This window comes from Pseudobacteroides cellulosolvens ATCC 35603 = DSM 2933, assembly GCF_001262605.1.
GTDB classification, from domain to species: Bacteria; Bacillota; Clostridia; order Acetivibrionales; family DSM-2933; genus Pseudobacteroides; species Pseudobacteroides cellulosolvens.
Map to the genome: position 1 here is coordinate 1,412,501 of NZ_LGTC01000001.1, position 13,720 is coordinate 1,426,220.

Here is a 13,720-nt window from a genome sequence, read left to right on the forward strand (position 1 = left end):
GTTTTAACTGTGATGTAGTTAATGATCGATTTGCAGATAACAGAAGTGCCGCAGCACCCGCTACATGAGGTGCAGCCATAGAAGTACCGCTAAGGTAGCCATATTTTCCTCCTGGGATAGTACTATAAATTGAAGAACCAGGAGCTGCAAGATCAACTGAATTATTACCCCAATTAGAGCTGGAATCAAGTTTATCATTAACATCGGAATTCGCAACGACAATTATATTATCCAAATCATAGCATGCTGGATAGTTTGGGGATGTATCAAGGTTTGCACACCTATTACCAGCTGATGTAACAAACAAGCCTCCATCAGCTACTGCGGCTTCTAGTAACGGAGATAATTCATTCCACTCTGAATTCAAATTTAACATATCAACCCTGACTTTTTCAACGCCCCAGCTATTGCTTGTAATATCAAATCCCATAGCAGTTGCGTAATCTATTGCCTTAACAGCACTTGAATAATATGCTATATAGTTACTATTATTTTTTTTCGCAATTTTAAGAGCAGCAACTTTTGTATTCCATGTTACCCCAGTTACACCAATTCCGTTATTACCCTTTGCTGCAATTATTCCTGCACAGTGAGTTCCATGTCCGTCAATACTCTCATCCATTGGATCAGGATCATTTATAAACTCAGTTGTCTCACCAAAATCAAATCCATGTACATCATCAATATAGCCATTCCCGTCATTGTCTACACCGTCAGTTTCTTTTCTTTTTCCATCTGATGTAAATCCAGATTCTCCAGGATTTGTCCAAATATTGTCAATCAGATCAGGATGGTTATAGTCTATGCCGGTATCTATAACTCCTACTACTACTTCATTACTTCCTGTACATTTGTCCCAAGCTTGAGGTGCCCCAATTTTATTCATTCCATAAAGAGCATCATAATTTACATCATTAGGTGTAGTGCTTGAAAATTCTATTAAAAAATCCGGCACTGCATATACAACATTAGGCTGCTTATTTAACTCTTTAACCGCCTTTAAGACACCTTCCCTACTCTTATCTTCTAACGATAGAAGGAGTGTTTTCTTGCTTTTCTTTTCCTTAGAGCTATTTCTGTCAGTTTTGCCGGTTTCCTTTGCTTTTCTTAAATTTTGGAATGATTTAACTCCTATATTTTTTAATTCTTTACTATCAGCAGCAACATCATATCCTTCTTTAAATACTACAACCACCCTTCCTTCAGCAAATTTTACCGAACTTTTACTTTTGATATTACTTTCTGCTTCAGTACACTTACCATTTGCAAATACAAGCTGACTTCCGTAAAGCACGCCAGTTACTAATGTTGTTACAGCCAAGACTTTTGCCATATTCTTTTTGAAACTCATTTACATAACCTCCTTAATAAATACGTTTTCATACTAAAATCTTATGCTTGTGTTGTAGTTCTAAAGAAACTTTTCTTGACACCTATTATATAGCAAATGGAATTAGCAAATATTGAAATAAATTGAATAATTAGTGAAAAAAGTTGAAAGTTTATTGAGGTATAGTATATTTCATTGGTGTGCTTATCAAATCTTTAAATGTTGATACAAGATTAGAGATTTACTGGTAAATCTCTATGATATTTGACTGATATTTTTGATTTGTCAGGTGATCTGTACTTCATCTTTCTACGCGGGTGTTGACGAGTTAAGTCAACACATGAGCGAAATTTATAGCGGAAGTTATTTTTTGGTCATGAGTAAATAGAATTGCCTTTCATTTATTGGCTTTTATTCTTTTGATCAGGCGCAATATGTTTTCAACAGCAAACTCCATATTTTCCATACTTTTATAGCGAATTGTTTCAAAAGCTTCCGGCAGCCTGTTTATTGTAAAAATAGAGGTTACGCCAAAATTATATATTTCATCTATATCATAGTCAGCTCCACCAGCTATAACAACAAGTGGAACATTGTATTTTTGTGCCCTTTTTGCCACTCCAATTACAACCTTTCCCCTCAGGCTTTGGCAATCGATCCTACCTTCACCTGTAAATATCATATCTGCATCTGTAATCACAGAATTAAAATTCACTGTATCAAGAACAGTTTCTATTCCCAATTGAAGCTTTGAGCCAAAGAACGCCATCATTCCTGCTCCCATTGCACCAGCCGCCCCAGACCCCGGTACCTTACTCACATCTCTGTTTAAATCTTTTTTAATTTTTTGAGAAAGGCATTTTATACCTTCGTCCAGGAGCTTTACCATTTCATGATCTGCACCCTTCTGTGGTGCAAATACGTAGGCCGCACCCGTTGGTCCGTACATTGGATTGTCAATATCGCACATAGTGACTATTTCAATTCCATTTATAATATCAATTTTGCTTGACATATCAATTCTTTCAATTTCACAGAGCGTTTCACCAACAGGAATAAAATCCTCACCTTTATTATTGTAAAACTTAACTCCAATTGCTGATGCTGCTCCGCACCCGCCGTCATTTGTACTGCTTCCACCAAGTCCCACAATTATCTTCTTTACACCTTTAGCTGCAGCATCTAGAATTAATTGCCCAACACCATAAGTAGTAGTTTTCAGAGGATTCTTTCGCTCCTCAACCAGCGGTAATCCAGCACAAGCTGACATCTCTATTACTGCAGTGCTTCCATTTTCAATTAATCCGTAAAATGAATCTATGTCTTCAAAAAACGGGTTTTTAGCTTTGACATAAACCTTTTTACCGCCTAATGCATTCAAGAAGCACTCTACACTTCCCTCACCGCCATCAGCTACAGGTATCAAAACAACTTCACAGTCTGGAAAGTATTCTTTCACTTTTGCACCCACAACCTCACATATCTTTGTAGAACTAAGAGTGCCTTTAAATGAATCGGGAATTACCACAACTTTTTTCATTACACATCACTCTACCTTTATACTTCATTAATCCCACCAGAAATACCAGTACTTTGCCTAAAGGAGTGCACCTGCCAATGCTGATATACCTTCACGGCCTTGAGTTACAATATCCTCACAGCAAATAAACTGTTAAAATATGCCACACTTTTCTAAGCATTAAAAAGGGGTGTTGCATAAATCACATTTAATCACGATATTCTGTGCTTTATCTTAAAATTCTGCACTATATAATATGATTATATGCTATTTTGCAACAACCCACTTTGTTAAATTATATTAACTTTTACTAAACTTAACTGCAATCATTAATACATCTGCCATATTTATTGATCCATCTCTTGTTAAGTCATAATTATCAACAAACTTTGAATCGCCTTTTACACTATTAAATTTAGTAGCAAGTAAAATAACATCTGCCATGTTTACAACACCATCATTATTAATATCAGCACTTATCACAGGATTTGTTGGAACTTTTGTATTTGTAGGTGATACTTTAGTAGGTGTTGGTGGTACTTTAGTAGGTGTTGGTGGTACTTTAGTAGGCGTTGGTGCTTTAGTTGGAGTTGGATTCTGAGACGGAGTGCCGAAATTAATATTCATTTTAGTCATGTCGGCTTTACCCTGACTTTGCCATCCCTCTACCACCATGGAGACTTCATACATCTTCCCCATCTTCATACCTTTCTTTTCCCACTCTTCAAAGTGTTTGCTAACAGATATGACCCCGCTTGTCCTTTTCTGTGTACAAATACTCCAATACTGCTTGAAAGTTGTATTACCAATAATTGAAGGTCCTGTTCTAGTATTCTCATATACTTCATATGTACGACCGTCAACGGTAATGGTACCTTTTAACGGTATATTATTTCCCGGTGGCTTCCAAGTGCCATAGCTATCTATAATGTAATACTCTACAAGCGGATCTTTTGTCCAACCATAGACAGCCATATATGAATTACCATTTGGCTGATAGTTGCAGGCGTAGTCTATTGATATGCCTCCATAATCCTGCCATGCCTTGGTCGAGCCGAGTTTCTTTCCTGTACGGAATAATATATTATTGATGTTACTCCATGAACAGCTGAACGTACCACCACCATTGAGAGTCATGGTTCCGGTCCCGTTATCCTTCCAGTATTCATAGTCGTAGCCTTCAAAAGTGCCAGTCGCATTATTGGTTAACGTCGGTCCTGCATATACGTCTACTGCGAACAGGCTAAACATGATGGTCAAGCACATTAAAACTGAAAAAACTGCCTTCATTCTTTGTTTCATTTAACACTCTCCTTTCTAACGTTATTGTAATTTTTGTTTAATTAAAAAATTTCACCTTCCTTCTGTAAATTTTATATTATATTAAAAGTGATTAATATTTAAATTATTAACCCTCTTAATATAATGGAATATATTTATAATATATCATATTTCAAATTGTATTTACACGGATTAACTTTACTATAATTTTGGGACGAATTTATATCAAATGATCTGGTTAAAGAATCGGAACGGCTTTATATGAAAATAAACAATACAATAAATGGACAGATTAATCATTCGATCACTCTCTGCCCATTTATTTACATAAAGAAATATAAGCTATATGTTTTGCAATAATCATTTTACATTTTTATTTATTGCAAAACATCTTCCTTGATTCATTTTGAGTTTGACTTATAATATCGGAATTTGTGTCTGATTTAACCTGAATTATTTTTTCCATAAGAAGATGTGTATGGTAATCACTGCCCATGATTTTACCTAGTGTTTTTGTCTCAATGGCTTGGACAACCTCAAACCCAAACCTTTTATATAAGTGGATTGCCGGATTACCGTCATATACTATCAAGCTGATTTTATTATCCCCCTTATAATTCTTTTTTCAGTATATTATCAATATTATAATAAATATATTTACATATCAAGACAATTGTTTCCTTAGTCATATTGAAAATATAACTTGCTCAAAACGGGAATTAATATTTCAATCGTGCCTTATTACAAAGTAGAAAAGTAATTTTTAATAAACCAGCTTAAAAATTCAATTGATTTCGAATTTATATTATATAAAGATATTCAATAACAGAACAATTTCAATTTTATGAAGGGATGATTTTAATGGCTAGGAAGTTTAAAAATTTATCAGTAGTGATGGTAATCATTACAATCCTATCTACTGTTTCTGCTTTTCATAACAGTGTTTTTTCAGCAGAGATGCCAATCAAGATAATGCCTTTAGGTGACTCAATTACGGCATGTGGCAACTGGCGTGATTTACTTTTGTCAAACTTAACAAGCAGCAGTTATAATGTTGAATTTGTAGGGTCGCAATATTATTTAACCGCACATGAGGGGCATAGCGGAATTGGTGCCATTAACATGGCAAGTTCGGGAAATTTGAAAACTTGGCTGTCGGCTACAAATCCTGAAATAGTTATAATGCATTTAGGAACAAACGATAGTTGGGGCAACAACCTTGTACCTCAGATTATACCTGCTTTCACAACACTAGTCGGTCAAATGAGAGCAAATAACCCTAATATGAAAATCATGGTGGCAAAAATAATACCCATGCATCCATCTGGTTCTGGAGAATCAGCTAACAACAATGTACTCGATCTGAATTCCAGAATCGATGATTGGGCTAAAGGATTGTCTACAAGCCAATCTCCCATTATAGTAGTAGACCAATATACCGGATTTGATACAAAGACTGATACTTATGATGGTGTGCACCCAAATGACAATGGTTGTATAAAAATGGCTGATAAGTGGTTTGCCGCATTAAAAAATGTCATTAGCCCTTCTTCTTCAGCTACACCGACCAGTAAATCGGCAAGCACACCAACACCATATGTGAACAGTCTTGATGTAAATCATGACGGTGCTATAAACATGGCAGATGTAATAATTTTAGCAAAGGTATTTAATTCAGTAAGTGGTGATTCAAAATATGTTTATGCATACGATCTGAATAGAGACGGAGCTATAAACATTTCTGATATAGTGCTGATTGCATCTAAATTCAATACTGTTGTGTAGAAGATGTTATGTATATGGATATAACAGTTCGGTTTCAAACCTATCTCAACGCTCAAGTGTTTCTCAATTTAAATATCTAAAATCCATAGCACCAGTTAATTTTTATAAATCGGAATATTTAAATCGCCAATTTTAAGTATAGGCTTTTTTGTATAATCAATAGGCGAGCTAAACATAACACAATACCTGAATTCACCATTATTGACTTCAGGTGATGACATAATATCTGAAATTTTATTTATGGTTGTTCCGTCATCATAGCTAATTTGAATCTGTTTCTTTAAAAACATTTCATCTTCTTGGACTATACCATTTATTGGATTAACAAGTTCAATCATTACACTCATTTGGTAAACATTTACTGACTTAACTAAGGCCGATGACACATACAAATTTGAGGTGATCGGTACTTTCCTTGGTAGATCTTCAAACTTGGTATCAAATTTTACACTTAAAGGCTTGCTGAAATTATATACTTTTTCTGTATTTATAATTAATTCATAATCCTCTTTATTAGAAGTATCTAGAGGTCCATATGTCATTAAATATAAGTTAAAATTCTCCTGATCACTATTATGAATGCTATCTGATTGAGAAATATATTCTTTACCCGTAATTTTGTTTTTTATAATAGGGATATTTATAATGTGGTTTTTTGGCACTCTAATAGAAACTTTTACAAAATGATTTATAGTTTCGATCTTTTCAAGTTGCATTCCGGAGGTATTATCCAGAGTATAATTTGAAGTATCTAATGGCAGCATGTGTTTATTTGATCTTTCTGGTAAACGAAGGCTATTCACTTTAAATTCTAAATTTGCATTTTTACCTTTTTTCAAGCTGAGTGAATCGTAGTTGAAAACTATATAATTGGGGACACCGTTTTTAGTTTCATACATACTGCTTCTTCCAAAATTACTTTTACCATTTACATTTAATACACAATTACTTAAAAAAGCTCTATCTGTAAATATTTTTTTTTCCTTATCTGTAAGGGTATAAAATAGAATTATATTATCCTCTTCCCTCAGTAAAGCATTTACATTTAATTCTATTCCCTCCATTTCAGAAGCTTGATTAATGATATTTCCACTTACAATACTAGAATTATTGCCAAACACCAAGCTGATATAATAACCGATATTCCAATTACCAATTGCATATACACTAATAGATCCTATAAGAATAAACAACACTGTTATTACTACAAAGACTGGTCTCAAAACAAACTTACGATTATGGGATTCATCAATACCAATTTCTTTACTCAATCTTTCCCAGTATTCAGGTGTAATATCTTTTGCTTCTTTTTTCAAATTCCTTCTAAAAAAAAACAACATACATTTCATCTCTCTTCCAATATCATTTTAATATCACCTTAAGTTTATTAATTGATGTACGATATTTCCACGCAACTGTTCCAATTGGTTGATTCAACAACTCTCCTATTTCTCTAAACGTTAATCCGGCGATTACATGCATTACAACGATTTGTCTTTGTTCAAATTCAAGTGTATTTACAGCAGTAAATACTATTATTTTTTTATCATAATTCTCCTTATATATTAGTGCATTATCATTATTTGTTTCAAAGTCGGTAGTGATATCTCGTTTTTTTCTTAATTCGTCAATTGCAGTATTTCTGGTAATTTGCATTATCCAAGCTTTTGGACTTGTTCCTGTTTTGTATGATGAAGCACTTGAGAGTATTTTCAAAAAAACATTATGGGATACATCTTCTGCTAGATATTTATCTCCTAAGATAGTATAAGCCAAGCTATAAACGGCATGTTTAAAATCATTATAAATACTCTTAAGCCCGCTCTTATCTCCTCCTGCAATTCTATTTATGTTTTTTTCTAAATTATTAAATATAAGAAATCACCTCCCTACAATTATAAACGTTTAAAGAGTTCAATTTTATGGATATTTCAGAAATTTTTATTCTATTTTTATTTATTAAAATAAATTGTTTCACCATATTTCCAGTCCGTCAATTCTCCTGATCATATTAGTAAGATCTTCAGACTGTATACACAAATACAAGGTAATTATCGTACATTATTATTAAACTATATTAAAATTGATAAATTATTATATTTGTCTGTCGAAACTCTATTAAAGTCAATTAATCTTACTGTTTGTCAATCACAAAATAACGTTAAAACCGTTCGATATTTTGCTCTGTCAAATGAAGATTAATCCTGATTTTAATTATGTTGAACCGTTTGTTAATATCTATGAAGATTATTAACATTTTTAATATAGAAAGTAATCCTTGTGAAGGAGAGATTAAATTGAATACATCTCTATTTGATTTATTAAGATATGGAGGATTTATACTGTATGCTAGGCATGGGGAAGCAACAGTTGGAGAAGATCAACCTGACCTTGATTTTCTATATTGCTTTACTCAAAGAAATCTTTCTGAAATGGGAAGAAGACAAGCAATTTATTATGGGCATATTCTTCGTAATTTGAGAATTCCTATTAGCTATCCCATCTTGACGAGCCCATTTTGTAGAGCTATAGAAACGGCACAATTGGCTTTAGGAAGTGCAGGTATCCAAATCGATCCATTTTGGTTTGAAGTTTATAGACTAAGTGGAAATCTCTTTGATGTAGAGCGGCAAAGAATACTGAGTACTCTTAAGTCAAGACTGGAAGTTATACCTCCATATGGTAGTAATAAGGTTATTATTGCCCATAGTTTCCCGGAAGGGATTGGTTTGGGTCAAATTCCAAATATGGGAACGGTAGTTATTAGGCCATTAGGACAGAGAAATGGTTATGAAATTGTTGCTAAACTGTCTTTGACGGATTTAGTAAATTTGCCAAGACATTAATGAAGATATTATAACAAATATAAATTCTAACTACTAGGCTGTTTATAGTAATGAAAAAATGGTAATCTTATATAAATATTGCTGCTTAGGAGGTAAGTATGATCCCTGAAAACAAGAAAAATGTCATAGAGAACGCATTACAATCGGCTTTTGGAGTAAGTGGTTATGACGAGATTAAAGATATGACCAAAGGTCTGTCAAATGCACTCACATACAGGATAGTTGTAAAAGGCACTCCTTATTTATTGAAAGTAGCACGTACCGATGAACTTAGTGCTCCTGCGAAATATTATGAATATATGAAAGCAGGTGCAGAAGTCGGAATAGCACCAAAAATCCGGTATCTAAATTCACAGGACAAAATTTCTATCACTGATTTTATAGAGTATAAGACATTTCCCATAAACAAAGCAAGGGTGATAATTCCTAAACTTCTAAGCAAGCTGCACTCTCTGCCTCCATTTCATAAACTAAATAATAACGAAGTAATGGATGGAATGGTACAACTGTTTCAGACAGCAAAATTTACTCCCGACAAGTTGACTGACCAATTAATAAAAACTTATAACCTCATCAATAGTATCTATCCATATGATCCAAATAATTTAGTTTCGTGCCATAACACTTAAAGCCGGAAAACATAATATTTGATGGTGATAGTGCTGGCTTATTGATTGGGAGGCAGCATTCTTAAACGACCGTTATTTTGATTTAGCAATTATAGCTAATTTTGTTATCAGTAATAATGAAGATGAGGTTCAATATCTTAAAGCTTATTTGGGCGAAGAACCTGATGAGTATACAAGAGCCATATTTTTTCTTGCAAGGCAGTTGCTCCATATGCGTTATACTGCTGTATTCATGCTATTTGCTTCTAAAAGCGTACCGATCACAATAGATACTGATAATGATTTTAGAGGTTTTCATGACCGCATGTGGGCAGGAGAGATTGATTTAACCAATGATGAAAATAAATTGCAATATGCATTAGTTTATATGAATGAGTTCCTATCGAATATTAATACTGAACGGTTTGAAAATTCTTTGCGTATTGTTTCTCTTAACCAAGAAACGCCTGGTAGTTATTAACATATAATTTTAATAATAATCATAAGATCAGGTCATAATACAAAATAAAAAAGCTTCTTGATTTCGGGTTCTTAAGAAGCTTTTTTATTTTGCAACATAAATATTAAACTTTCAAATCTCTCTTTTTGTAAAACACATAGGTTACACAAACCATTCCGGCAATAATAATTAATGACAAAATCAAAAATACAGGATCAAATCCTCCACCCATAAGCTTTTCAGCATCAAAATACTTAAATGGCGTAATATATTTCAAAAATTCAATACTGTTAGTCATACTTATAGCCGATGAAAGAATAAATGAAACAAGAAGTATAACTGTAGCAATTGACCCAGCAGCTTTTGGCCGCTTGCTTGCAGCTGCAATACCTGTACCTATGGTCAAAAATATCAGTTGCAGTATAAACATACCGCCCATCAACATAAATATATCACCTGTTATAGACTCACCTTTAGCATATTTCCCCATTATTGCTATTGAAAGTACCAATGTAACAATATTAAACACTACAACATTAAAAAGCGATGCAAGAAGCTTTGCTGTTATAACTCCATATCTTGAAACTGGCTTAACCATTAAAAACTCTGTAGTTTTATCCCTCTCTTCCTTTGCAATAATGTTGGCCCCAAGCAGGCAGGCGTGAATGGCAGCCATTAAAATCAGATACAGATACAACATCCCATAAAATCCACTAACCGTTGTAAGATCAAAATTGCCCATTCCCAATACAGCTTTTATTGTTTTAGGAATTTTATCGAAAATCTCATTCATCGACTGGCCAGATTCTGAATATGCAGAATATTTGCCTACTGAAGAAATAATCATAAACAGTATAACTGCACTCCATATAATGAGCGATTTTCTATGTGCTCTTAATTCTCTTATAAAAATATTCATTAGCTGCCCCTCCCTAAACTGCATGAATGTCTTTTTTGATATATACCAGATAACTTCCGGCAATAGCAGCAATAATAAAAATTATAGCCACAGTAACATAAGGAACTTCATATGCAGCATTTTTTATAATGTAAGCCGTATCAAAAAACCTGAATGGTGATATAAACCTTACTTTATCGTCACCAATAATGGAACCTAGTGTACCTATAATGTAAAACCCAAATACCGTACTTAGGGATATCGAAATCACCGATTTTATCTTTCCCACAGCCACTGAAATGATAATTCCCATAGCCATAAACACCAACTGAACAAAGAAAAGTGTTAGAGAAATCATAATAAATAACTTCATATTAAAATCCCCAAGCACAACTATTGCAGATAATACAGTCAATCCCAGGTAGATAATATTGGTAGCAATCAGCGACAGCAACGACGCCATTAGCTTTGATGTCATGATCCTCATTCGGCTTACCGGCTTTGTCATAAGAAAGTCGGCAGTTTTGTCCCTTATCTCTTTTGATACAATTGCAGTTCCAAGATTCATAGCTTGAATAGCACCACACAGTACAACAAAGGAAAACACAAAGGAATAGAAGCCTTCAAGTGTTGAAATGCTCTCAATATATACATTAAAAGCCTTTTTCACTACATCCGGCATATTTTGCATAAAGACTTTAAACTGTTCTATATCACTTCCAAGAGCTTTAAATATAAATATATACATGACAGCCAGTGCAGTCATAGCCAGTGACCAAATAATCACCGATTTTCTGTATGACCTTATTTCATGCAGAAATATATTCATTACCATCAAGCCTCCTTTTCATAATAATGCATAAAGATCTCCTCAAGACTTGGTTCCTCAATCCATACATTAGATATTTCCACATCGGAAATCTTTTTCATAATAAGGTTGACGTTGCCCTTGTATAAAAAGCTGATCGTCTTTTCCTTTACCTCAAGATTACTCACACCACTTATATTAAAATAATTTTTATCCATTTCGGATATCATTTCAACCTTAAACTTCTTGTAGTTACTCTCGGTCAGCTTACTCATTTTTTCCACCTTAATTATCCTGCCGTCCTTTATAATTGCAACCCGGCTGCAAAGCCTCTGAACTTCGCTTAAAACATGAGAGGACATGAGAATTGTTGCACCCTTTTTGTTTTCTTCCAAAAGCAAATCAAAAAACTTCTGCTGCATAAGTGGGTCAAGGCCGCTTGTCGGTTCATCAAGTATTATCAGCTTAGGCTCATGAAGGAGACCCTGAACAATTCCAACCTTCTTTTTATTTCCAAAGGACAGATCGTCGATTCTTTTCTTCAGGTCTAGATCCATTGTTTCAGCCAAATCTCTGATCCTTTTACTGCAGTCCTTTTTATAAAAGCTTGCAGAATAATTCAAAAGGTCAATAACCTTCATTTTATCATAATAAAATACTTCTGAAGGTAAATAGCCTATTTCCATTGCAATTTCAGGAGCAAATTTTATACAATCCTTTCCAAAAATAGTAGCACTACCACTGGTTGGATATATAAGAGACAGCAAAGTTCTGATTGTGGTAGACTTGCCAGCTCCATTCGGCCCGATAAATCCAAATATTTCACCTTCTTCAACATTAAAGCTTATATCAATAATTCCCCTGGACTTGCCATAACTCTTTGTCAGGTTTTTAATTTCAATTACATTCATATCCAAAGCCTCCCTTGAGGTATTATTTTATTTTAAAAATGACTGACCATTCCTAATCATTTTTATAAAAGCACTTTTTCAAAGTATCCAGATAAATATCCAATTCTTTTATCAATTGTTCGAAATTCTGTTCATATAAAGAATAGCTTTTAGCCATTTCCATATGCTTTTTTGTAAATCCTTCAGTGGTCCAGTTTATAATTTCAATTGCTTTTTGTGGATCAATACCATCCTTGAATTTTGATGTATCAAGGCCTTCATTTAGTATACTTTGGCCATATGCAATCAATACCTTATTTCTGTCTTCAAGGTCACTTTTCACTTCATCGGATCCATCCATGTATGCTGCCAATATAAAATCATACATTTCAGGATGTTTTCTTAGTACTTCTAATTTAAGCAGTGCAGATTTCTTTCTTCTTTCAAAAACATCCATTTCTAATTTATTCAACTTCATAACAATTTCATTTTTTATAATATCCATTGCATAATCATATAAAAACAGGAACAACCCCTTTTTATTTTTGAAATAGTGGAATAATGCTCCTTTGGAAATAGCCGCCTCCTTTACAATTATATCAGTAGATGCATTCTTGTATCCCTTTTGTGCAAATTCCTTCATAGCCGCATTTAGAATTCGTTCACGTTTTTCATTTTTTAACTTTAAAAATTTTGAAAAAATAGTTTAACCACCTTTCAACAGGAAGTATTGTTACATTATTGACCCACTCAGTCAATAATATAATTATAATACCATTGACTCATATAGTCAATTATTTTTTAACAATTCAATAAGGAATGACTAGATTAACATTTCCTAAAATACAAAATGGTTTACAAGTGCCATGGTTGAGCACTTATAAACCATAATAAATAACAATGGAATTGCCTTCATAAAGATATAATTTCTAATTACTTACTTTTATTTTCTGTGCACAAATTTCTTTATAGTCAACACTTGGATGATGGTATCTTCCATTCTTCAGTAAATACTTTTTTTCAAGTAAAACTGACTGTGTTGGGCAAAAATTAAAACAAGCATAACAATAATAGCACTGTACAGATTTATCCCATATATTATTTCCATCCTTAATTTTAACTTTACCAGACAAACTTTTTCACAAATCATACATTTTATACAGCTGGTATCAGTATAAAATGGTATTGAAACATTAGAATTTCTAGTTAGTTTTGTCATCAAAGGTTCAAGGATATGTGATAGAAAAGACATAGAACCATTGGTATTCTATTCTGCAGTTCTTTAGCAACGTGCA

The 13,720-nt window shown here is 33.4% G+C and carries 14 protein-coding genes (1 of these 14 only partly in view); 4 read left to right on the plus strand and 10 right to left on the minus strand.

The genetic code is table 11. From position 1 onward, the window contains the following. The 4 genes from Bccel_RS05920 to Bccel_RS05935 form a co-directional block, all read right to left on the minus strand. A protein-coding gene (locus tag Bccel_RS05920) for a S8 family serine peptidase (protein ID WP_036945116.1) crosses the window boundary here: on the minus strand, positions 1–1,351 show its 5' portion. It extends 530 nt beyond the left edge of the window; 1,351 of the gene's 1,881 nt are visible here — the first part of the coding sequence; its start codon is at positions 1,349–1,351; its stop codon lies beyond the left edge, outside the window. A 376-nt stretch (positions 1,352–1,727) separates the two neighbouring features. Then, positions 1,728–2,870 (minus strand): glycerate kinase family protein, encoded by a 1,143-nt coding sequence (locus Bccel_RS05925; RefSeq protein ID WP_036945114.1) that lies wholly within the window; start codon positions 2,868–2,870, stop codon positions 1,728–1,730. A 279-nt stretch (positions 2,871–3,149) separates the two neighbouring features. Next, positions 3,150–4,151 (minus strand): glycoside hydrolase family 11 protein, encoded by a 1,002-nt coding sequence (locus Bccel_RS05930; RefSeq protein ID WP_081927219.1) that lies wholly within the window; start codon positions 4,149–4,151, stop codon positions 3,150–3,152. 352 nt (positions 4,152–4,503) lie between these two features. Then, a complete protein-coding gene (locus Bccel_RS05935; protein ID WP_036945113.1) occupies positions 4,504–4,722 on the minus strand; it encodes a hypothetical protein in 219 nt (72 codons plus the stop codon). Between the two features lie 269 nt (positions 4,723–4,991). Here Bccel_RS05935 and Bccel_RS05940 point away from each other — a divergent pair, with 269 nt between their 5' ends. Then, positions 4,992–5,915, plus strand: coding sequence for a GDSL-type esterase/lipase family protein (locus Bccel_RS05940; RefSeq protein ID WP_050753175.1), 924 nt, complete (start codon positions 4,992–4,994; stop codon positions 5,913–5,915). 95 nt (positions 5,916–6,010) lie between these two features. Here Bccel_RS05940 and Bccel_RS05945 read toward each other — a convergent pair whose 3' ends face one another. Together Bccel_RS05945 and Bccel_RS05950 are read right to left on the minus strand one after the other, a co-directional pair. Beyond that, positions 6,011–7,231 carry a DUF4179 domain-containing protein gene (locus Bccel_RS05945; protein ID WP_152965943.1) on the minus strand — a complete coding sequence of 407 codons (1,221 nt, stop codon included), beginning with the start codon at positions 7,229–7,231 and terminating at the stop codon, positions 6,011–6,013. Positions 7,232–7,277: 46 nt separating this feature from the next. Continuing rightward, the gene (locus Bccel_RS05950) at positions 7,278–7,790 is read right to left on the minus strand and encodes an RNA polymerase sigma factor (protein ID WP_036945110.1); all 513 of its coding nucleotides are present in this window, start codon (positions 7,788–7,790) and stop codon (positions 7,278–7,280) included. 422 nt (positions 7,791–8,212) lie between these two features. Between Bccel_RS05950 and Bccel_RS05955 the strand changes: the two genes are divergently transcribed. The 3 genes from Bccel_RS05955 (at position 8,213) to Bccel_RS05965 (ending at position 9,850) form a co-directional block, all read left to right on the plus strand. Continuing rightward, positions 8,213–8,761, plus strand: a complete 549-nt coding sequence (locus Bccel_RS05955) for a histidine phosphatase family protein (RefSeq protein WP_036945109.1) — start codon at positions 8,213–8,215, stop codon at positions 8,759–8,761. 98 nt (positions 8,762–8,859) lie between these two features. Beyond that, the gene (locus Bccel_RS05960) at positions 8,860–9,390 is read left to right on the plus strand and encodes a protein kinase family protein (protein ID WP_036945107.1); all 531 of its coding nucleotides are present in this window, start codon (positions 8,860–8,862) and stop codon (positions 9,388–9,390) included. 148 nt (positions 9,391–9,538) lie between these two features. Further along, complete coding sequence (locus Bccel_RS05965) at positions 9,539–9,850, plus strand: hypothetical protein (RefSeq protein WP_036945105.1); 312 nt, start codon at positions 9,539–9,541, stop codon at positions 9,848–9,850. A 103-nt stretch (positions 9,851–9,953) separates the two neighbouring features. On the opposite strand, the gene Bccel_RS05970 is transcribed toward Bccel_RS05965, so the two are convergent. The 4 genes from Bccel_RS05970 to Bccel_RS05985 are packed head-to-tail and all read right to left on the minus strand — an operon-like array spanning position 9,954 to position 13,128. Beyond that, positions 9,954–10,748, minus strand: a complete 795-nt coding sequence (locus Bccel_RS05970; protein WP_036945104.1) for an ABC transporter permease subunit — start codon at positions 10,746–10,748, stop codon at positions 9,954–9,956. 13 nt (positions 10,749–10,761) lie between these two features. Beyond that, positions 10,762–11,556 (minus strand): ABC transporter permease subunit, encoded by a 795-nt coding sequence (locus Bccel_RS05975; protein ID WP_036945121.1) that lies wholly within the window; start codon positions 11,554–11,556, stop codon positions 10,762–10,764. 5 nt (positions 11,557–11,561) lie between these two features. Beyond that, positions 11,562–12,446: an ABC transporter ATP-binding protein gene (locus Bccel_RS05980; RefSeq protein WP_036945102.1), complete on the minus strand. Its 885-nt coding sequence runs from the start codon at positions 12,444–12,446 to the stop codon at positions 11,562–11,564. Positions 12,447–12,498: 52 nt separating this feature from the next. After that, a complete protein-coding gene (locus tag Bccel_RS05985) occupies positions 12,499–13,128 on the minus strand; it encodes a TetR/AcrR family transcriptional regulator (protein WP_036945101.1) in 630 nt (209 codons plus the stop codon). Positions 13,129–13,720: the final 592 nt, after the last annotated feature.